We start from the raw sequence: 20,757 nt of genomic DNA, 5'->3' as shown, positions 1-20,757 counted from the left end.
TCAAGTCGCACCGAGCGCAGAGGATGTCCATGCCCACCGAGCCCTCGTCCCACTGGATCAGAAGCAGCTACAGCGGAAACGGCGGCGACTCCTGTGTGCAATGGGCGCCGTCGGTCGCGGCCACCGGCATCGTTCCAGTCCGCGACAGCAAGGAGGTCCGCCGGCCTTCGCTTGCGGTGTCCCCGGAGGCATGGACGCTGTTCGTGCGGCACCTCAAGTCGTAGCGTCGCGCGGCCAGTTGTCGTGTCCGTCGGTGTGAGCGTCAACGGAGCGAGGCCGTGATGAACGAGGACCGTGGTCCTCTCCCGCTCCCGCTGCCCGGCCGGGCCGGGGAGGAGTGGGAGCGTGTCGAAGCGGGCGAGTCCGGCGCTCGGGTCTTGCGCAGCACGAAGGGCGACCGGTACGCGAAGTGCGTCCCGCCTTCCTCGGCAGCCGAGTTGGAGGGCGAACGGGATCGTCTCGTCTGGCTGGGAAGCCAGGACGTACCCGGCCCCCGAGTGCTGGACTGGCGCTCCGGCGATACGGGCGCATGCCTGGTGACCAGCGCGGTTGCGGGCGTGACCGCCGACCGGCTGTCTGCCCGGGAGCTGAACGGCGCCTGGGCCGGCATCGCCGACACAGTGCGCGGGCTGCACGGGCTCCCGGCGGCCGAGTGTCCCTTCCGGCGGAGCCTGGAGACCGTGGTCGATCTGGCGGCCGAAGTCGTCGGCCGTGACGCCGTGAACCCCGATTTCCTGCCGGTCGAGCAACAGCGGTCGCCACCAAGGGAGTTGCTGGCCAGGATCCGCCGCGAGCTGCCGGAACGTCTTGCACAGGAGACCGCCGACACGGTGGTCTGCCACGGCGACCTCTGTCTGCCGAACATCGTCGTCGATCCGCGGTCCCTGACCGTGTCCGGCCTCATCGACCTCGGACGTCTCGGTACGGCCGACCGCCACTCCGACCTGGCGCTGCTCCTGGCCAACTCCCGCGAGACCTGGCCGGACGAGGGGCGGGCCGCGGACGCCGACAGGGCGTTCGCGGACAGGTACGGCCTCGTGCCGGACCCCGAACGCCTGCGCTTCCACCTCCACTTGGACCCGCTCACCTGGGGCTGATCCAGCCTCACACCGCTACTGTCCCGCCCGCCCCTACGGGCCCGCCACCCCCGCGTCCGTCTCTCCCGCGTCCGCGGCCGCCCGGTCGGAGGCGCTGCGGAGTACGCAGAACTCGTTGCCCTCGGGGTCGGCGAGCACCGCCCAACCGGTGCCGTCGGGGTTGCGGCGGTCGGCCACCAGTTGCGCACCGAGTCCCAACAGCCGTTCCACCTCCCGGTCGCGGGAGGTCTCGGGCCGCAGACAGAGGTGGAGACGGTTCTTGACGGTCTTGGGCTCGGGCACCTGGTTGAAGTAGAGCACCGGGCCCTCGGCCAACAGCACGGCCGTCTCCCGGGACCCCGGCCTGTCCTCCGGGTCCAGCGGGCGGCCTGTCACCGCGCTCCAGAACCGGGCCAGTTCGTAGGCGTTGGCGCAGTCGATCGCCACGTTCTGAAGTACCGAGACCATGCGCCTCAGCCTCCCGCACCTCAGCCGCGAGTTCCACCGAACCCGACGATCGATCGACCCCGCACCGAAGACCTGCCCGACGCACCACACGAGACGCCCCGCGTCGCCCGCCCCTCTTCACCTGTCCCGCACCACGGCGCCCCGCCCCCGCAGTCCTGAAGACCGGCGGGCGGGGCGGGCCGGCGGCACAGCGCGCGGGAACGCGGAGGCGCGGAAACTCGGGCTACGCCTGGCGGCGGACTTCCACGGTGCGGAAGCGGTTGGCGACGTAGGCGCCGTCGGACAGGGCGGCGTTGGCGGCCGGATTGCCGCCGCTGCCGTGGAAGTCGGAGAACGCGGCCGTCTGGTTGACGTACACGCCGCCGGTGAGGTTGAGCGAGAGCTGTGCGCACTCGGTGAGGCAGGCGTCCTCGATGAGCTTCTCGGCGGCGGGGTCCGTGGTGTAGCCGCCGACCGTCATGGCGCCCTTCTCACGGATCGTGCGGCGCAGCAGTGCGACGGCGTCGGAGGTCGAGTCGACCGCGACGGCGAAGGAGACCGGGCCGAAGCACTCGTTCAGGAAGGTGTCCGCGGCGTCCGCGGCGGCGCTGTCCAGCTTGACCATCACGGGGGTGCGGACCGTCGCGCCGGGGAACTCGGGGTGTGTCAACGCCCGTGATTCCAGCACTGCTTCGCCGAACGAGGCGGCTTCCTTGACACGGCCCTCGACCGCCGGGTTGACGATCGCGCCGAGGATCGCCACCGCGCGGGCGTCGTCGCCGAGCAGTTTGTCGACGGCGCCCGCGAGGTCGGCGGTGACCTCGTCGTAGCTCTTCTCGCCCTGGTCGGTGGCGATGCCGCCGCGCGGGATCAGCAGGTTCTGCGGGGTGGTGCACATCTGGCCGCTGTAGAGGCAGAGCGAGAAGGCCAGGTTGGCGAGCATCCCGCGGTAGTCGTCGGTGGAGTCGATCACGACGGTGTTGACGCCGGCCTTCTCCGTGTAGACCTGCGCCTGGCGGGCGTTGACCTCCAGCCAGTCGCCGAACTCGGTGGAGCCGGTGTAGTCGACGATGCGCACCTCGGGGTGGAGCGCGAGCTCCTTGGCGATGCCCGTGTTCCCCGCGGCGCCGCCCTCACCCTCGCCCTCGGCGACGAGCGCCACCAGGTTCGCGTCGAAGCCCGCTTCGGCCAGCACCTCGCGGGCGACCCGTACGGTCAGCGCCAGCGGCAGCGCGGCGTGCGGGTGGGGCTTGACCAGGACGGCGTTCCCGGTGGCCAGCGAGGCGAAGAGGCCCGGGTAGCCGTTCCAGGTGGGGAAGGTGTTGCAGCCGATGGTGAGCGCGACACCGCGCGGTACGGGGGTGAAGCGCTTGTCCAGGTGCAGCGGGTCGCGCTTGCCCTGCGGCTTGGACCACAGCGCCGTGCCGGGCGTACGCACCTGCTCGACATAGGCGTACGCGACCGCCTCCATTCCGCGGTCCTGCGCGTGCGGGCCGCCCGCCTGCATCGCCATCAGGTACGCCTGCCCGCTGGTGTGCATGACGGCCTGGGCGAACTCGTGCGTACGGGCGTTGATCCTCGCGATGATCTCCAGACAGACCGCCGCCCTGGCCTCCGGACCCGCCACGACCCAGTCCGGCATCGCCGCGCGCATGGCCGGAATCAGTACCTCGGGGTTTGCCCGCGGGTACGTGACGCCCAGCTCGATGCCGTACGGGGACTTCTCGCCACCCACCCGGCCCTCGGTGCCGGGCTGGTCGATCTCGAAGCGTCCGCCGAGCAGTGCGTCGAAGGCCGCCTTGCCCTCGGCAGGGCCGAGCGATCCGTGCTCCTCGCCGTACGCCTTGGGGTGCTCGGGGTGCGGCGACCAGTACGCCCGGCTGCGGATGGTGTCCAGCGCCTGGTCCAGGGTGGGACGGTGCTTCTCGATCAACTGCGGTGCGGTGAGCGCGGCGGCCATCAGGGACCATCTCCTCGTCGAGCGTCCGGGGTGACGGGTGGGCGGGGGCTGTGTTCCCCGGCTAGAGTAACCGAACGATCGGTCGGGACAAGAGGGTCCGACGAGTCGCGCGCAGCAGGCCCGACCCGCACGCCGACGGCGCTGCCGCCGGTGCCGCCCGCACCGGTGTTGGCCACCGTCGACGCCGGCGCCACCGGGACGGCCGGCACGAGACCCGTCGCCACGAGACCCGTCGACACGAGGACATCAGGGGGCAGGATGCAGGGCACGCTCGGCACGGTCGCGGTCGTCGGCACCGGCACGATGGGGCAGGGCATCGCCCAGGTCGCGCTGCTGGCCGGCCATCGCGTACGGCTGCACGACGTGGCGCCCGGTCGCGCCGCCGAGGCCGCCGGGGCGATCGGCCGACGGCTCGACCGGCTGGTCGAGAAGGGCCGGCTGAGCGAGCCGGAGCGCACCGAGGCCGCCGGCCGGCTGCACCCCGTCCCGGACTCCTCCGACATGACGCAACTCGCCGACGCCGAGCTGGTCGTGGAGGCCGTACTGGAGGAACTGGGCGCGAAACAGCAGCTGTTCACCGCTCTGGAGCAGATCGTCGCCGACGACTGCCTGCTCGCGACCAACACCTCCTCCCTCTCGGTCACCGCCGTCGCGGGCGCACTGCGCCGCCCCGGGCGCTTCCTCGGACTGCACTTCTTCAACCCGGCGCCGCTGCTCCCGCTGGTGGAGGTGGTGAGCGGACACGCCACCGACCCGGCCGCCGCCGACCGCGCGCACCGGCTCGCCGCCGCCTGGGGCAAGACCCCGGTGCGCTGCGCCGACACCCCCGGCTTCCTGGTCAACCGGGTCGCACGTCCCTACTACGCCGAGTCCTTCCGCCTCCACGAGGAGCGGGTCGCCTCCCCCGCCACACTCGACGCGGTGCTGCGCGAGAGCGGCGGCTTCCGGATGGGCCCGTTCGAACTCACCGACCTCATCGGGCAGGACGTCAACGAGTCCGTCACCCGGAGCGTGTGGGAGTCCTTCTTCCAGGACGTGAAGTTCACCCCGTCCCTCGCCCAGCGCCGCCTGGTGCAGTCCGGCCGGCTGGGCGCCAAGTCCGGGCGGGGCTGGTACGACCACGGCGAGCACGCCGTACGGCCCGAACCGCAGACCGCGCGACCCTGCCCCCCGCCCGACAGGGTCGGCGTCCACGGCGGACTCGGCCCGGCCGCTCTGCTGCCCGACCTCCTCGCCGAGGCCGGCATCCCGGTCGACCGGGCGACGCCGCCGGAGCCCAACACCCCACATCCGTACGGGGGTTGGCTGCTGCTGCCCGGCGGCGGACGGCTGTGCCCGGCCGACGGCCGCACCCCCGAGGGCCGGGACATCCACTTCGACCTCGCGCTCGACTACCGCACCGCCACCCGTATCGCGCTCGCCCCCGCCGACACCGTGACGGCGTCCGAACTGGCCGAGGCCATCGGCCTGTTCCAGGCACTCGGCAAGCGCGTCAGCGTCATCGAACCGGCACCGGGAATGATCGTCGCCCGCACGGTCGCGATGCTGGTCGACTTCGCCGCCGACGCGGCCGGACGCGGAATCGGCACCCCCGAGGACGTCGACACCGCCATGCGGCTGGGCGTCAACTACCCGCGCGGGCCACTCGATTGGGGCGCCGCCCTCGGCTGGGAGTGGACCGTCGACGTGCTGCGCAATCTGCACACCGGGCATCCGACGGGCCGTTACGCACCCTCCCGTGCCCTGCTCCGGCGAAGGAGCGCAGAATCATGACCATGCCCAAGCGCGACACCTACACCCCGGACTCGCTGCTCACCGTCGCGGTGCAGGTGTTCAACGAACGCGGCTACGACGGCACTTCGATGGAGCATCTGTCCAAGGCGGCCGGTATCTCCAAGTCCTCGATCTACCACCATGTGCGCAGCAAGGACGAGTTGCTGCGCCGCGCGCTCAGCCGCGCCCTGGACGGGCTCTTCGCGATCCTGGAGGAACCGGGCGCCGGCGAGGGCCGCCCCGTCGTACGCCTGGAGTACGTGACACGGCGTACGGCCGAGGTGCTGATGGCCGAACTCCCGTACGTCACCCTCCTGTTGCGCGTACACGGCAACACCGACACCGAACGCTGGGCGATGGCGCGACGTCGCGAGTTCGACCACCAGGTCGCCGAACTCCTCAAGCACGCCGCCGCGGACGGCGATCTGCGCGCCGACGTCGACCTCAGGCTGGCGACCCGGCTGCTCTTCGGAATGATCAACTCGATCGTGGAGTGGTACCGCCCCGAACTCGGCTCCGTCTCCGCCCGCGAAGAGGTCGCCGAGGCAGTCGTCAAGCTCGCCTTCGCCGGCCTGCGCACCTGACGCCCCGACCCTCCCGGCGGTGCACCCCGCACCGGCCGGAGCGCATCGGCAGTCGGCACTCGGTCGACACGACGTCGAGGCGGGCGATTCGGTGCACCACAGCTTCACCGGATCGAGCACGCATTCCGGACCCGGCCGGAACGCCCGACATCACCGCACCTCTCTCACTCCCTCGTCGGCCGTTCAGCCCACCCCGATAGCCTTGCCCCTCGACCGGGGGACCATCGCGGACGGGAAAGATCTTGGAAAGCCAGAACAAGGGCCGGGGAAACGACGAGCAGTGGCTCGGCGACGACGATTTCCTGGAGTTCGCCCAGAACGATCCGGTGGGCGCCAGAAACCTGCGACTCACGCTCGAAAAACTCGCCGAGGGCGGAGCGGGAGAGACCACCCAGGAAATGGCCCGAGAGGTACTTTCCGGACGTATCGGCCTCCGCCAGGCGGTCACCGTGCCCGCGTACTCCGAGGCACTCGTCCAGGGAATGCAGCCGTTCAAGGAGAAGTGGGAAGAACTCTCCGACTCCGAACGCGCGGAACTGGCGGCACAGGGACAACGCGACCACGAGCAGCAGGAACGCGAACTCCGTGAGGAGCGCGCCGCCGAGGAACGCAAGCGCAACGGCGGCACCCCGCCCCGCCACAGCGGCGGCTGGACGCTGTAGCCACCCCCACCGTCCGGGCCCCGCCCGCCCCTCGGCCGCCGGGCGTGCGGCGTGCGGGGCGCCGCACGCGACGTGCGGTACGCGGGTCGGGGCCGTACGCGGCCGGGCGGCTACTGGTCGGTCGGGTCGAGGTCGGTCTCCTCGAAGACCAGCAGGGTGCGGGTGCTCAGGACTCCGGGGATGGACTGGATACGGGTCAGCACCAGCTCGCGCAGGGCGCGGTTGTCGACGGTGTGGACCAGCAGCAGTACGTCGAAGTCGCCGCTGACCAGGGCGAGATGAGTGGCGCCGGGCAACTGCTCCAGCTGCTCGCGCACGCTGCGCCAGGAGTCCTGGACGATCTTGAGCGTGATGTACGCGGATGCCCCCTGCCCGGCGCGTTCGTGGTCGATGCGGGCGCTGAAGCCGCGGATCACACCGTCCGCGATGAGGCGGTTGATCCGGGTGTAGGCGTTGGCGCGGGAGACGTGCACCTCCTCCGCGACGGACCGGATCGAGGCCCGGCCGTCCTTCTGGAGCAGCCGGACGATCTCCCGGTCGACGGGATCGAGCGGCCTGGGGGCCATCTGTTCATCGGTCATGCCTTCCCACCTCCCTTCGCTGGACGTCCTGCCGACATCTCACGTCCGCCGTGGCCAACTGTCTACAGGCGGACCGCACCTGTAGCCAGAATGCACTCCGGAGCGAACAATCGGTAGGGAGAGCGCACACGCGTTCGCGGTCCCGACCGCCCGCCGGACCGGTGCCGGTACCGGTCCGTGCACACGTACTCGTTCTGTCCCCCGACGACGCTGCCGACGACACACATCCCTGCCCGACTCTTCCGTTTCCGCGGTTCCCCGAGCGCTTCGGTTCCCGGTGGCCACGATCCCCACTCGCCGACCTTCCGACCACCCCGCCTCCGGCGGGCCGACGGCCCCGGTGTGTGACCACAGTGGACACCCGGCGCACGCGGAGACACGCACAGAACCGACAGCCCGCCGCCGCACCCGCGCGGCCGGGCAGCCGAACACAGTGCGGGCCGTACGGCTGACGCCCGCCCCGCCCGACCCGGAGGTGTGCTCGACATGACGGTGCTAGAGCAGCGAGGTGCCTACCGCCCCGCACCGCCGCCCGCCTGGCAGCCCCGCAAGGACGCCGCCCCCCTGCTACCCGACGCGAGCCCGTACCGGCTGCTGGGCACCGGTGCGGAGCTGGACCCGCGGCTGCTGCGCGAGCTGTACGAGCAGCTGGTGCGCGGGCGCCGGTACAACCACCAGGCGACCGCGCTCACCAAACAGGGACGGCTGGCGGTCTACCCCTCCTCGGTGGGCCAGGAGGCGTGCGAGGTCGCCGCGGCGCTGGCGCTGCGCGAGCAGGACTGGCTCTTCCCCAGCTACCGCGACACGCTCTCGGTGGTCGCGCGGGGCGTGGACCCCGTGCACGCGCTGACCCTGCTGCGCGGCGACTGGCACACCGGGTACGACCCGTACGAGCACCGCGTCGCGCCGCTGTCCACTCCGCTGGCGACCCAGTTGCCGCACGCCGTGGGGCTGGCGCACGCCGCCCGGATCAAGGGCGACGACGTGGTGGCGCTGGCGATGGTCGGCGACGGCGGTACGAGCGAGGGGGACTTCCACGAGGCACTGAACTTCGCCGCCGTCTGGCAGGCCCCGGTCGTCTTCCTGGTCCAGAACAACGGCTTCGCGATCTCGGTGCCGCTGGAGAAGCAGTCCGCGGCGCCGACGCTGGCGCACAAGGCGGTCGGGTACGGGATGCCCGGCCGGCTGGTGGACGGAAACGACGCGGCGGCGGTGCACGAAGTGCTCCAGGAGGCCGTGGAGCGGGCGCGCGCGGGGGAGGGCCCCACGCTCGTCGAGGCGGTGACGTACCGCATGGAGGCGCACACCAACGCGGACGACGCCACCCGCTACCGGGCGGAGGCGGAGCTGGCGGCCTGGCGCGAACACGACCCGATCGCCCTGCTGGAGCGGGAGTTGACCGAGCGCGGCGAGCTGGACGAGGAGGGCGTACGCCGGGCGAAGGACGCCGCCGAGGAGATGGCGGCGGATCTGCGGGAGCGGATGAACGCCGATCCGGTGCTGGACCCGATGTCCCTCTTCACCCACGTCTACGCCGAACAGACCACTCAACTCCGCGAGCAGGCCGAGCAGTTGCGGGCCGAGCTGGCGGCGGCGGAGGCGGACGCGGAGACCACCGACGACGGGCAGCACGGCGGACAGCAGCACGCGCAGCACGGCGGGGCCGGGCGGGGAGAGGGCCGATGAGCACGGCAGCGGCGGAACGCAGGCGCGGCACGGCGGCGGCGCGCAAACCGGCGACGATGGCGCAGGCACTCACCCGGGCGATGCGCGACGCGATGGCCGAGGACCCGAGCGTCCACGTGCTCGGCGAGGACGTCGGCACGCTGGGCGGCGTCTTCCGGGTCACCGACGGGCTGGCCGAGGAGTTCGGCCCCCAGCGGTGCACCGACACCCCGCTGGCGGAGGCGGGCATCCTCGGCAGCGCGGTCGGCATGGCGATGTACGGGCTGCGGCCGGTCGTGGAGATGCAGTTCGACGCGTTCGCCTACCCGGCCTTCGAACAGCTCGTCTCGCACGTCTCGCGGCACCGCAACCGCACCAGGGGCACCATGCCGCTGCCGCTGACCGTGCGCATTCCCTACGGCGGCGGCATCGGCGGCGTCGAGCACCACAGCGACTCGTCCGAGGCGTACTACCTGGCGACACCCGGTCTGCACGTCTACACTCCGGCGACGGTCGAGGACGCGTACGGGATGCTCCGCGAGGCGATCGCCTCCGACGACCCCGTGGTCTTCCTGGAGCCGAAACGTCTCTACTGGTCGCGCAGCGACTGGAATCCGGACGCCCCGAGCGCCGTACCGCCCGCAGGCCGGGCCGTCGTACGCCGTCCCGGCACCTCGGCGACGCTGCTGACGTACGGGCCGTCCGTCCCGGTCTGTCTGGAGGCCGCCGAGGCGGCGGCCGAGGACGGGGTGGAGCTGGAGGTCGTCGACCTGCGTTCGCTGGTGCCGTTCGACGACGCGACGGTCTGCGAGTCCGTACGGCGCACCGGACGGGCCGTGGTGGTGCACGAGTCGACCGGTTTCGGCGGTCCCGGCGGGGAGATCGCCGCCCGTGTCACCGAACGCTGCTTCCACCATCTGGAAGCGCCGGTCCTGAGAGTGGCCGGTTTTGACATCCCGTATCCGCCACCGATGTTGGAGCGGCACCATCTGCCCGGTGTGGACCGCATTCTGGATGCCGTCGACCGGTTGCAGTGGGAGTCCCGCTGGACCGAGAGTGGGGAGCGGGCCGCAGGGCCTGGTCGAGCCGAGGGAGACGGGCGCTGATGGCCGAGGTGCGCGAGTTCAAACTGCCCGATCTGGGCGAGGGGTTGACGGAGGCGGAGATCGCCCGCTGGCTGGTGGAGGTCGGCGACGTGGTCGCCGTCGACCAGCCGGTCGTCGAGGTGGAGACCGCCAAGGCCATGGTCGAGGTGCCCTGCCCGTACGGCGGGGTGGTCACCGCGCGGTACGGCGAGGAGGGCCAGGAGATACCCGTCGGCGCACCGCTGGTGACGGTCGCCTCGTCGATCGCCGCGGGCACCGCGCCCACGGCGGCGCCCGCTGCCGACCCCGGCCCGGCAACCGGCGGCTCCGCCGCACCGGGCCGTGACGCCCCGGAGAGTGCCTCTTCGGCTCAGGGCTCCTCCGGCGCGGACGAAGGATCGGGCAACGTGCTCGTCGGCTACGGGACCAGCACGGCGCCCCGCAGGCGCCGCCGTCCCGCGGCCGGTCCGACCGGACGTACGGGAGGCGGTCCGGTCGCGCCCGCACCGGCGCGATCCGTACCCGGGCCGGTGCGCCCGCCGCAGCCCGCGCCGGGAGCGCCGCACGCACCCGTCCACGGCGACGTCCCGGTACCGGTCATCTCACCGCTGGTGCGGCGACTCGCCCGCGAGCAGCAGGTCGACCTGCGCACCGTGGCGGGCACCGGCCCGGACGGGCTGATCATGCGCGCCGACGTCCTGCGCACCGCGGCCGTGCAGGCGGCCACCACCCACCCGCACCCCGAGCCGGTCACCGCCGCGAGCCCGAACACCGCCGCGACCGTATCCGCGTCCTTCACCGGCGAGCGCGTACCGCTCAAGGGCGTGCGCGGAGCGGTCGCCGACAAGCTCTCGCGCAGCCGGCGCGAGATCCCCGACGCGACGACCTGGGTCGACGCCGACGCGACCGAACTCCTCGCCGCCCGCCGGGCCATGAACGCCGTCGACGGCCCGAAGATCTCGCTGCTCGCGCTGCTCGGCCGGATCTGCGTCGCCGCGCTCACGCGGTACCCGGAGCTCAACGCCTCGGTGGACGCGGACGCCCGCGAGATCGTCCGGCACGACGCCGTACACCTCGGCTTCGCCGCGCAGACCGAACGCGGACTGGTGGTGCCGGTGGTGCGCGACGCCCACACCCTCGGCGCCGAGGGCGTCACCGCCGAAATGGGCCGGCTCACCGAGGCCGCCCGCGCCGGCCGGCTCGCACCGGCCCAACTCACAGGCGGCACCTTCACGTTGAACAATTACGGGGTCTTCGGAGTGGACGGCTCCACACCGATCATCAACCACCCCGAGGCCGCGATGCTCGGTGTCGGCCGCATTGTCGAGAAACCGTGGGTGCACGAGGGCGAGTTGGCGGTGCGTCACGTGGTGCAGCTGTCGTTCACCTTCGACCACCGTGTCTGCGACGGCGGTACGGCGGGCGGCTTCCTGCGGTACGTGGCCGACTGCGTCGAGCAACCCGCCACCCTGCTGCGCACCCTGTGACCGGCCGGGCCGATCCCGACGCGACGGCCCGGTCCGGACGGCGTCGGCCGGTCCGGCAGGCACCGGACAGGTGTGGCGCGTCCCGATACGTCGTGATCGCGACGGCGGGGCGGTACGCGACGGGCGGTTCGGTGCGCCCCGACGCAGCGCGGAGGGCCGGGGCGGTGCGCCGTGTGCCCCGGCCCTCCGCGCTGCGTCGGGAGGTGTCGCGGGCCGAAGAGCCGCCCGCCTTCCCTCGGTTGCGGGTCCCGCACGGTTCACCGGTACCGCACGGGCCGCGTGCCCAGCGCGGTTCACGGGCCCGAGCGATGTGGGCCTCCCGGGCCGCCGGACGCCGGACGGCACGCGGTTCGCGGCACGCGGTTCGCGGCACGCGGTTCGCGGCACGCGTCGGCCTGGCCACCGCGCGCGGAGGGGCACTGTGCGGAGGGCGACATCCGTACGCGCCGGGCTGACCGTACGCTCGGTCCGTGACCTACGACGCCCTCGTCATCGCAGGCGGACGCGCTCGTCGGCTCGGCGGGGCGGACAAGCCCGCGCTGACCGTCGGTGGACGCACTCTGCTCGATCGCACCCTGGCCGCCTGCGCGGACGCCGCCCGCACTGTGGTGGTCGGTCCGCGCAGACCGACCCGCCGACCGGTGGAGTGGACCCGTGAGCGGCGTCCCGGCGCAGGCCCGCTGGCCGCGCTGGACGCGGGACTGCGGGCCAGCACCGCGCCGACACTGCTCGTGCTCAGCGCCGATCTGCCGTTCCTGCGGCCGGTGACGGTGGCGGCGCTGCTGCACGGCCTGTGCACCGACGGCGCGGAGGCGGCGCTCGCCCACGATCCCGCGGACGGACGCGACCAGCCGCTGCTGGCGGCGTACCACCGCGAACCACTGGAGCGCGAACTCGCCCTGCTCGCCGCCGAACACGGTCGTCTCGACCACCTCCCGCTGCGCCTGATCGTTCCCGAACTGGCCGTCGCCCGCGTCCCGTTGCCCGCACACGCCGACCCGGCCGGCGGCCCGCCGGACACCGCGGACTGCGACACCTGGAACGACCTGGCGGCGGCCCGTGGACACATCAGAGAGCATGGGCGGATGTTGGACGAATGGATCGCCGCGCTGAAAGCGGAACTCGAACTCGACCTCGACGTGGATCAGGCAATGCTCCTCGACCTCGCCAGGGACGCCGCCCACTCCGTCACCAGGCCCGCCGCGCCGTTGACGACCTTTCTGATCGGTTACGCCGCCGCCCGCAGCGGCGGCACCACCGAGGACATCGCCCAGGCCGCCCTGCGCGCCGCGGCACTCGCCGAACGCTGGAGCGAGGAGCAGGAGGCGAACGAGAAGAACGAGACGGACGAGCCCGGCGGGACGGACGAGCCGAGCGGCACAGACGAGACGGACGAGCCGGGCGGGTCGACCGGCACGGACAGTCTCGCCGGTGTCCAGAGCCCCACTCCCCAGGAACCCCCGGACTGACCACCCGCGCCACCGGTACGCCCGCACCACCGGCCCGCGCGCCGCTCGTACGCCCCACGCTGCCCGCGCGCCGCGGGCCGGCGCGGGCCGACGGGCTCCGCGCCCGCCACCGCCCGCACCCGAACCCCAGCAACGCGACGGTCAGATCGGAACGCAGCACACCATGAACCGCTTCGACTCCTCCGACGACTTCGACGACGCCCTCGCCCTCGCCAACAGCGCCGCTCGGCCACGCCCCGCCGCGTCGCGCCCCGCCTCCCGCGGCACACCCACCGCCGCCGGTACGCCCGGTACGGCGGGTACGCCCGGTACGGCGGGTACGCCCGGTACGGCGGGTACGCCCGGTGGTGAGCGCCGTACCTCCGCCGCGGCCTCCGGAGACGGCCCGACCGCGGTGAGTTGGGCCGCCGCCAGATCCCGCGCCCGGCGGGCGGCACGCGCCGGCGGTGCGTTGACGCTGCCGCTGCACCGGGCGCTCGGCCACAGCCTCGCCGAGCCGTTGGTCGCCCGTACCGATCTGCCGGCGTTCGACACCTCGGCCATGGACGGCTGGGCCGTCGCCGGGCCGGGGCCCTGGCGACTCGTCGGCGGACCCGTCGACGAAGGGTCGGGGGCGCCGGGGGTACTGGCCGGCGACCGGGGAGTCACGGCGTCCCCGCTCGCCGACGGGTACGCCGTCGCCATCGCCACCGGCGCCCGGGTACCGGCCGGCGCGACGGCCGTGCTGCGCACCGAGCACGCCACCGTCGACGGCGACCGGCTCGCCCGCACCGGGCCGCGCGGCGCGGGCAGTTCGCACGTACCGGCCGACCACCGCACCGACATCCGTCCGCGCGGCCAGGAGTGCCGCACCGGCGACCTGCTGCTGCCCGCCGGCGCCCGGGTCACCCCGGTGGCACTCGGGCTCGCCGCCGCGGCCGGCCACGACGAGTTGAACGTGACCCGCCGTCCGCGTGTCGAAGTCCTGGTGCTCGGCGCGGAGTTGATTCAGGACGGCGTACCGGCCACCGGCCTGGTTCGGGACGCCCTCGGACCGATGCTCGACCCGTGGCTGACCGCACTCGGCGCCGAGGTGCTGGCCGTACGCCACCTCGGCGACGACGCGGCGGCCCTGGCGACGGCTGTCGACGCCTCCCGCGCGGACGTCCTCCTCACCACCGGCGGTACGGCCGGCGGCCCGATGGACCACGTAAGGCCCCTGCTGGCGCGGCTCGGCGCACGCCTGCTGGTCGACTCGGTGGCGGTGCGCCCCGGCCATCCGATGCTGCTCGCCCGGCTCCCGTCCGCACCCCGTACCGACCGCGCCCCCGCCGAGCCGGCCCCCGCCGACGCACCGGACGCCGCCGCACCGGGCCTCCACGCAACGGACCTTGACGCACCCGACCTCCACGCAACGGGCCTCGACGCACCGGGATTCGACGGGCCCCGCACCGAAAAGCCGCACCCCGGCCCGCCCGCCGACAACACCGCTCCGCGTCCCGCCACTCCTCGCACCGCCACTCCGCGTCCCGACGCACCGGACCACGACGTCCCGGCGGACCACGACCTCCCACCGGTCCGGCATCTCGTCGGGCTGCCCGGGAACCCGCTGGCCGCCGTCGCCGCGCTGCTCACCCTCGTGGAACCGCTGCTGCACGCACTGGGCGACCACGAGCCGGAGACCGAACCGCCCACCGCACGGCTGGCGACCCGGATCGAGGGCCATCCCACGGACACCCGGCTGGTCCCGGTGACCGAGCGGGAGGGCCCGGGGGGAGTCCGGCCGTTGCGCCACCACGGCCCGGCTATGCTCCGAGGCGTCGCCGCCGCCGACGCGATGGCGGTGATCCCGCCCGGCGCGGCCTCGTCCGCCGGTTCGACGGTCGTGCTGCTGCGGCTACCCGGGCGGTAAACCGCGCGGGCGCTTTCCGGCCATCTGTTCCGGGCCCGCCGCGGCCGGTCCGCGTCTCGGTCCCGGAGCCGCCGAAGCTCCCCCGACACCGGCCGAACCCGATCGACCGGCCAACCCGGCCAACCCGGCCGGACCGATCGACCCGGCCAACCCCGGCCCGCCGACCGCCGTTCCGGGGATCCGGCCGGCCCCGGCGCCGCACACCTCCGGCGCCGCCCTCGAATCCCCGACCCCGACTCCCGTCCCCGACCCCACTCGGTTCTCCGTCTCAGGATGCGTGATGAAGCTCCCCAGCCCCCTGCTCGCCTGGTCGGCGGTGACCGCGTGGAACACCAGACGGGCGATGGTCGCCGACGAGCACACCTTCCGGGTCCAGCTGCCCCGCCACCTCGCCGGGCCGCTCATCCAGGTGGCGAAACGGCTGCTCATGGCCCACATCGTGCTGTTCACGGCGGTCGCCATCGTCTACCTGGACCGGAGCGGCTACACCGACAACGCCGACGGCAACGTCAACTTTCTGGACTCGCTCTACTACGTCACCGTCTCCCTCTCCACCACCGGTTACGGCGACATCGCACCCGTCTCGACCACCGCGCGCATACTGACGACCTTTCTCATCACCCCGCTGCGCATCCTCTTCCTGATCATCCTCGTCGGGACTTCACTGGAAGTGCTGACCGAGCGCACCCGCCATCAGTGGCGGCTGTCCCACTGGAGTTCCCGCGTGCGTGACCACACCGTCATCGTCGGATTCGGCACCAAGGGCAGGTCGGCCGCCGAGTCGCTGCTCTCCACCGGAATGACGAAGGAGCAGATCGTCATCGTCGACCCCAACGCCAAGGTGGTCGACGCCGCCAACGCGGACGGGTTCGCCGGTGTCGTCGGCGACGCCACGCGCTCCAGCGTTCTGGAGCGCGCCCGCACCGACCGCGCCCGGCAGATCGTCATCGCCACCGAACGCGACGACACCGCCGTACTGGTCACGCTCACCGCCCGGCAGATGAACGCCGGGCTCAGCATCGTCGCCGCCGTCCGGGAGCACGAGAACGTGCCGCTGCTCAAGCAGTCCGGCGCGGATTCGGTGATCACCAGCTCCGGCGCCGCCGGCCGGATGCTCGGCCTCTCCCTCATCAGCCCCAGCGCGGGCCTGGTGATGGAGGATCTGATGCACTACGGCACCGGGCTGAGCCTCGTCGAACGCCCGGTCACCAAGGCGGAGGCGGGCCGCTCACCGCGGGAGTGCGACGCCCTGATCGTCGCCGTCATCCGCGGCCACCGCCTGCTGAACTTCGACGAACCCGAGGTGGAAACGCTCCAGTTGCTCGACCGCGTCGTCGTCATCCGGCGCAGCGGACCCGACCAGCCGCAGACCAAGGTGCGGATGGGCGACGAGGACGAGGACACCGGCCGGATCGGGCTGTGGTCGTGGCGGGCGCCTGCGAGGCTGCGACGACGGAGGTTGCGACGTCGCGGCCTCGCCTCAACCGGCGGCTGTGCGGCTACCGGCAGCTCACGTCGGCGCCAGTCGTGGCTGCCCGGCCACTGCCCCCTGCCGCTGTGGAGGGTCCCGCCAACGCCCTGCACGATGCCCGAGGCGGCGTTCACCAGCTGCTGCGCGGTGGTCAGCTGCTCCGTGAGGTCGCCCCACAGCTTGATGAGCCGGGCAATCTCCAGCGCGGCGAGCCCGTAGCCGACAACGGCGCCCACACCGGTCCAGGAAAACGCGGTTCCGGCGGCGAGTTCGATCGCGAGCAGGACCAGCGCGTCCCCCATCGACAGCAGCAGCGTGCGGACGAACATCGCCGCGGAGTACATACCGGTGGACAGGTTCTGGTACGCCGCGCAGAGTTCGGCGAGCGAGGACTCCAACGCGCTTCTCAACCGACCGCCTACCGTTGTCACATGAGTTCTTCCGGAGGCCCGCGCGCCCATTCGGATCCGGACGGCCCGGCACCCCGCCCCGACGACGCGATCACCCGGCGAGCCTGGTCGGGAGCGGCCACCCTGGCCGGTTTGTTCGCCGTGCTGGGAGCCCTCAACTACAGCCGCATCGCGCTCGACACGGCCGGGTCGTGGTCACAGCACGGCATCGTCGTACAGGCGTTCACTGTCGCCGTACTGGTGGCGCTCGCCGCGGTCGCCACCGTCTGGGCGGTGCGCGGCTTCCGCCACCGCGAAGTGCGATGGCTGCTGTGCGCGGGGCTCGTCGACGCGGCGATCTTCCTGATCGGCCGCCTCCTCACCCTCTGACACCCCCGTCCGGCATAACGGGCCGGGCACAGGGGCGTATCGAGGGCGACTCGGAATGTCGGCGGAGCCGCCGGCTACGTAGGTTGGACGCATGAACAGTCAGCGCGACGACCAGCCCCACGAGCCCGACGGCAACGGCGACAGCCGCGACGCGGCGCAGACCGAGACGCGTGGTGCGCGCCGACTGCGCGAGAGCGGCGCCCTGTTCATCATCTTCTGCGCCCTGGTGCAGCTGACGGCCTCGGTGTCCAAGGTGACCGGTGACGACAACTCCGAGGGCCTCACCGGCAGCCCGCAGGGAATGGCCGGCGTGGCCCTCGCGGTCGGGGCGATCACCAGCGCGATCCTCGCCTGGCGCAACCGTGTGAGCAGCTGGTTGCTGCTCGGAGCGACCCTGGTGATCGCCCATGTGGTGCTCTTCCAGGTGCTCGCCGACTGATCCGGCCGACTGATTCGACCGACCGGCCCTCAGCTCTCCCCGCCGCGCGCCCCCGCCTCGGAGTCATCCGGCCCGGAGGCGTCCGACCCGTCCGCACTGGAAGCGTCCGGCCCGTCCGGTCCGTACGGTCCGTCTGCGCCCGTCTCGCGGCGGGCTTCGGAAGCGGCGGCTGCGCGCAACCGGTGCTTGTGGTCGACGAGTTCGTCGGCGGTCAGCAGGGAGCGGTCGACGGCGTCGGTGCTGTAGGCGATGCGCCCCAGGATCTGCCCGGTCACGGGCGCGGTCATCAGCTGGAACGCGGCGATCAGCAGCAGCAGTCCGGTGTAGGGGCCGCTGACCACCACCGCGGCGCCCAGCAGGATCATCACCAGCCCGAGCGACTGCGCCTTCGCGGACGCCTGGAGCCGGGTGAGGGTGTCGGGGAACCGCAGCAGCCCGATCGCGCCCGAAAGGCAGAACACCGCCCCGGAGAGCAGCAGTACGGCGCTGACGACGTCGGCGAGAATTTTCACCGCATGTCCTCCCGTTCCTCCACGAGACGGCCCGCGGCGACGGATCCGCTGAAGCCGAGCAGGGCCAGTACGAGCAGCACGGGCAGCACCGTGACGTAGTTCCACACGGCCGCCGCCACCGCCGCTCCGGCGACGATCTGGGTGACCAGCACGTCCACGGCGTTGATGCGGTCCAGTACGCGCGGGCCGCGCAGCAGCCGGATCAGTACGAGCAGCGCGGCCACCGCGAGGATGGTCAGCGCGATGATGGCGACGACGGTCACGAGCCCTCACTCCCGTTGCGTTTCCGGTCGCCCCCGCCGGACGACCCCGGTTCCGACTCCACATCCGCAGCGCCACCCGTACCCGCGCCACCCGCACCGCCCGTACCACCCGCACCCGAGCCGCCCGCGCCCCTCGCGGACCGCCCCGGGCCGGGGGCGCGCGAGGAGCCCGCGCCCGTCCCGCCGGACGGGACGGTGTCGCCGAAGGCACGCAGGATCGCGGCCTCGGCGGCCAGCACCTCCGAGCGCCGCTTCTCCGCCTCCTCCGCGTCCCACACCGGCAACGAGTGCACGTACAGCACCCGGCGCTCCCGGTCGATCTCGAGCACCAGCGAGCCGGGCGAGAGTCCGGTGAGCTGTACGGCGCCGCGCACCAGTCGGTCGGTGTCCATCTGGAGCGGCACCGCGACCACGGCCGACCGGGTGCGCGGACCGTGGCGCACCGCCTCCCAGGCGACGGTCGCCCCGGAGCTGACGAGGTGGGCGGCGGTACGGCCGGCGAGGGCGAGCAGCCGCCAGGGTTTGATCAGCACGAACCGGGTGGTCGGTACCGGGCACAGCAGCGCGACGCCGACGGCGACGATCACGCCGAACAGCAGCACCACCGCGCTGACCGATCCCCAGAGCACGATCCACAGCAGCAACAGGCCGACGACCTGAACGAGTCGGCCGCGCAGCGCACCGCTGGGGCGGCCGTCCTCCTCGTTCGCGGGGACGTCCGGGGGCGGGTCGGCGCCGCCGGCGGCGGAGTGCTCGGTCTGGGTGCTCATCGCGGTGTCTCCGAGTTCATCGCGGGTACCTCCCGGATCGTCGCGCCGGCCGCGCGGTGGGACGTCGCCGCGGCCGGTCGCCCGTTCATCGCTGCACCAGTGGTCGGTCCGTGCCGTTGGTGGACGCGCCCTCCCCCGCGTCGCCGCGGTCGCCGCCGTCGCCCCCGCTCCCGTCCGTCTCCGCGCTGCCGCGTTCGCGTTCGCCGCCCGAGGAGACCCCGCTCGGATCGTCGTCGGAGGGTCCGGTGGGCGGCAGCACGGCCTCCTGGTAGACGACCGGGTCGCGCAGGTCCTCGCCCGCGCGCTCGGTGACCTGCGAGAGCGGGCCCGCGGCGAGGGCGACGGCGATGCCGACCGCGACGACGCCCGCCGTGGTCGCCAGCATCGTGCGGGTACCGCGGTCGTGCCGGGAGACCGGCGGCGGCCGGTCCGGGCCCTGAGCGAAGACGGCCCGCCAGACCCTGGCCATCGCGTAGAGCGTGAGCAGGCTGGTGACCAGCAGCGCGCCGAGCACCAGCAGTGTCGGCGCACCGCCCGCGTCCACGCCGGCCTGGAGCAGCGCCACCTTGCCGATGAAGCCGGAGAACGGCGGCAGCCCGGCCAGGCTCATCGCGCTGACCAGGAAAAGCCCGGCCAGCAGTGTCGGGGGTGGTGGCGCGGCAGTGAGCCGCTGGAGCGCGGCGGTACCGCTCCACCCGGCGACGAGTCCGGCGATCAGGAAGAGCGCGGCCTGCACGGCGATGTGGTGCACCGCGTACAGCAGCGTGCCGCTCAACCCCTCGGCGGTGAACAGGGCGAGGCCGAACAGCATGTACCCGATGTGGCTGACCAGGACGAAGGAGAGCATGCGGTTGAGGTCCTTCTGCGCGACCGCCCCGAGCACCCCGACCAGCATCGTCGCGGTGGCCAGGCAGAGCAGCAGGGTCCAGCTCTCGTCGCGGGAGAACATCAGCGTCTGGGTGCGCACCATGGCGTAGAGGCCGACCTTGGTGAGCAGCGCGGCGAGCACCGCGGTGATCGGCGCGGGCGCCGTGGGATAGCTGTCGGGGAGCCAGAAGTGCAGCGGCACCATCGCCGCCTTGATGCCGAAGACGATGAGCAGCAGCAGGCTGAGCGCGTCCTGCACACCGCCCTCGAGCTCGGGCACCCGGATGCTGAGGTCGGCGAAGTTGACGGTGCCGGTGGCCGCGTAGACGAGCGCGATCGCGGTGAGGAAGATCAGCGACGACACCAGCGAGGTGATGGTGTACGTCATCCCGGCCTGGGTGCGTTTCTCGTCCGTCCCGAGGCTGATCAGCACGTACGAGGCGGCGAGCATCACCTCGAAGGCGACGAAGAGGTTGAAGAGGTCGCCGGTGAGGAAGGCGAGCGCGACGCCGCCGACCAGCACCAGGTACGCCGGGTGGAAGGCCGGACGGGACGACCACGCCTCGGCGCTGCCCTGGCCGACGGCGAAGAGCAGGATCGCCAGCGAGACGGTCAGCGCCATCGTCAGCATCAGCATCGCCGTGCGGTCGGCGACCAGCGAGATGCCGAGCGGCGCGGGCCAGCCGCCGATGGCGAGCACCTGGGCGCCGTCCCGGTCGGCGAGCAGCAGCAGCGCGACGGCGTCGACCAGCAGGACGAGCAACACCCCGACGCCGACGGCGCGTTGGATCGCCGAACGGCGCCAGACGGCGACCGAGAGGCCGGCCGCGATGAGCGGCAGCATGATCGGCGCGACGAGCATCAGGGCCCTCATCGTGCGTCCCCCTCTCCGTCGCCCGTACCGTCCACCGGCGGCGGCGCACCGCCCGTACTGCCGGGGGTGGCGCCCGTACTGCCCGTACTGCCGGCGCCGCCG

At 72.9% G+C, this 20,757-nt stretch carries 19 protein-coding genes and 1 pseudogene; 13 read left to right on the top strand and 7 right to left on the bottom strand.

All coding sequences use genetic code 11. The features are described 5' to 3' along the window. Nucleotides 1-29: 29 nt before the first annotated feature. Nucleotides 30-224, top strand: a complete 195-nt coding sequence (locus JGS22_RS09870) for a DUF397 domain-containing protein (protein WP_211042664.1) — start codon at nt 30-32, stop codon at nt 222-224. A gap of 57 nt (nt 225-281) precedes the next feature. Then, complete coding sequence (locus JGS22_RS09865) at nt 282-1,097, top strand: APH(3'') family aminoglycoside O-phosphotransferase (protein ID WP_211042661.1); 816 nt, start codon at nt 282-284, stop codon at nt 1,095-1,097. A gap of 33 nt (nt 1,098-1,130) precedes the next feature. Here JGS22_RS09865 and JGS22_RS09860 read toward each other — a convergent pair whose 3' ends face one another. Both JGS22_RS09860 and paaN read right to left on the bottom strand, forming a co-directional pair. Continuing rightward, nucleotides 1,131-1,544, bottom strand: a complete 414-nt coding sequence (locus JGS22_RS09860; RefSeq protein WP_216814922.1) for a VOC family protein — start codon at nt 1,542-1,544, stop codon at nt 1,131-1,133. A gap of 223 nt (nt 1,545-1,767) precedes the next feature. Then, nucleotides 1,768-3,483 carry a phenylacetic acid degradation protein PaaN gene (gene paaN / locus JGS22_RS09855; RefSeq protein ID WP_211039654.1) on the bottom strand — a complete coding sequence of 572 codons (1,716 nt, stop codon included), beginning with the start codon at nt 3,481-3,483 and terminating at the stop codon, nt 1,768-1,770. A 258-nt stretch (nt 3,484-3,741) separates the two neighbouring features. Here paaN and JGS22_RS09850 point away from each other — a divergent pair, with 258 nt between their 5' ends. From JGS22_RS09850 to JGS22_RS09840, 3 genes are all read left to right on the top strand, one after another. Next, on the top strand, nt 3,742-5,256 hold the full coding sequence (locus JGS22_RS09850) for a 3-hydroxyacyl-CoA dehydrogenase (RefSeq protein ID WP_211039653.1): 1,515 nt from the start codon (nt 3,742-3,744) through the stop codon (nt 5,254-5,256). Next, the gene (locus tag JGS22_RS09845; RefSeq protein WP_211039652.1) at nt 5,253-5,840 is read left to right on the top strand and encodes a TetR/AcrR family transcriptional regulator; all 588 of its coding nucleotides are present in this window, start codon (nt 5,253-5,255) and stop codon (nt 5,838-5,840) included. The genes JGS22_RS09850 and JGS22_RS09845 overlap by 4 nt, the downstream gene beginning before the upstream one ends. A 242-nt stretch (nt 5,841-6,082) precedes the next feature. After that, nucleotides 6,083-6,502, top strand: a complete 420-nt coding sequence (locus JGS22_RS09840) for a hypothetical protein (protein WP_211039651.1) — start codon at nt 6,083-6,085, stop codon at nt 6,500-6,502. Between the two features lie 110 nt (nt 6,503-6,612). Here JGS22_RS09840 and JGS22_RS09835 read toward each other — a convergent pair whose 3' ends face one another. Continuing rightward, a complete protein-coding gene (locus JGS22_RS09835) occupies nt 6,613-7,083 on the bottom strand; it encodes an Lrp/AsnC family transcriptional regulator (protein ID WP_211043876.1) in 471 nt (156 codons plus the stop codon). 486 nt (nt 7,084-7,569) lie between these two features. Between JGS22_RS09835 and pdhA the strand changes: the two genes are divergently transcribed. From pdhA to JGS22_RS09795, 8 genes and pseudogenes are all read left to right on the top strand, one after another. Beyond that, on the top strand, nt 7,570-8,769 hold the full coding sequence (gene pdhA, locus JGS22_RS09830) for a pyruvate dehydrogenase (acetyl-transferring) E1 component subunit alpha (RefSeq protein ID WP_211043256.1): 1,200 nt from the start codon (nt 7,570-7,572) through the stop codon (nt 8,767-8,769). After that, the gene (locus JGS22_RS09825) at nt 8,766-9,854 is read left to right on the top strand and encodes an alpha-ketoacid dehydrogenase subunit beta (RefSeq protein WP_211043254.1); all 1,089 of its coding nucleotides are present in this window, start codon (nt 8,766-8,768) and stop codon (nt 9,852-9,854) included. The genes pdhA and JGS22_RS09825 overlap by 4 nt, the downstream gene beginning before the upstream one ends. Next, complete coding sequence (locus tag JGS22_RS09820; RefSeq protein WP_211043252.1) at nt 9,854-11,320, top strand: dihydrolipoamide acetyltransferase family protein; 1,467 nt, start codon at nt 9,854-9,856, stop codon at nt 11,318-11,320. The genes JGS22_RS09825 and JGS22_RS09820 overlap by 1 nt, the downstream gene beginning before the upstream one ends. 470 nt (nt 11,321-11,790) lie before the next feature. Next, a complete protein-coding gene (locus JGS22_RS09815; RefSeq protein ID WP_211043250.1) occupies nt 11,791-12,789 on the top strand; it encodes an NTP transferase domain-containing protein in 999 nt (332 codons plus the stop codon). Between the two features lie 163 nt (nt 12,790-12,952). Beyond that, on the top strand, nt 12,953-14,680 hold the full coding sequence (locus tag JGS22_RS09810) for a molybdopterin-binding protein (protein WP_216814921.1): 1,728 nt from the start codon (nt 12,953-12,955) through the stop codon (nt 14,678-14,680). Between the two features lie 343 nt (nt 14,681-15,023). Beyond that, nucleotides 15,024-16,037, top strand: a pseudogene (locus tag JGS22_RS09805) (potassium channel family protein); the annotation flags it as partial. Nucleotides 16,038-16,582: 545 nt separating this feature from the next. Further along, complete coding sequence (locus JGS22_RS09800; RefSeq protein WP_216814919.1) at nt 16,583-16,930, top strand: hypothetical protein; 348 nt, start codon at nt 16,583-16,585, stop codon at nt 16,928-16,930. Between the two features lie 91 nt (nt 16,931-17,021). Beyond that, nucleotides 17,022-17,369 carry a hypothetical protein gene (locus JGS22_RS09795; RefSeq protein WP_211043230.1) on the top strand — a complete coding sequence of 116 codons (348 nt, stop codon included), beginning with the start codon at nt 17,022-17,024 and terminating at the stop codon, nt 17,367-17,369. Nucleotides 17,370-17,398: 29 nt separating this feature from the next. Here JGS22_RS09795 and mnhG read toward each other — a convergent pair whose 3' ends face one another. From mnhG to JGS22_RS09775, 4 genes are all read right to left on the bottom strand, one after another. Continuing rightward, nucleotides 17,399-17,881 carry a monovalent cation/H(+) antiporter subunit G gene (gene mnhG / locus JGS22_RS09790; protein WP_211043228.1) on the bottom strand — a complete coding sequence of 161 codons (483 nt, stop codon included), beginning with the start codon at nt 17,879-17,881 and terminating at the stop codon, nt 17,399-17,401. Further along, on the bottom strand, nt 17,878-18,144 hold the full coding sequence (locus tag JGS22_RS09785; protein WP_211043226.1) for an MrpF/PhaF family protein: 267 nt from the start codon (nt 18,142-18,144) through the stop codon (nt 17,878-17,880). Before JGS22_RS09785 ends, mnhG begins: the two co-directional genes overlap by 4 nt. Beyond that, entirely contained in the window at nt 18,141-18,914 is a 774-nt protein-coding gene (locus JGS22_RS09780) for a Na+/H+ antiporter subunit E (protein WP_211043224.1), read from the bottom strand. Before JGS22_RS09780 ends, JGS22_RS09785 begins: the two co-directional genes overlap by 4 nt. An 85-nt stretch (nt 18,915-18,999) precedes the next feature. Then, entirely contained in the window at nt 19,000-20,655 is a 1,656-nt protein-coding gene (locus JGS22_RS09775; RefSeq protein ID WP_211043222.1) for a proton-conducting transporter transmembrane domain-containing protein, read from the bottom strand. Nucleotides 20,656-20,757: the final 102 nt, after the last annotated feature.

Source organism: Streptomyces tardus (assembly GCF_018101125.2).
Lineage (GTDB): Bacteria > Actinomycetota > Actinomycetes > Streptomycetales > Streptomycetaceae > Streptomyces > Streptomyces tardus.
Note: the sequence above shows the minus strand (reverse complement) of the source record. Positions and strands in the feature narration are given on the sequence as shown.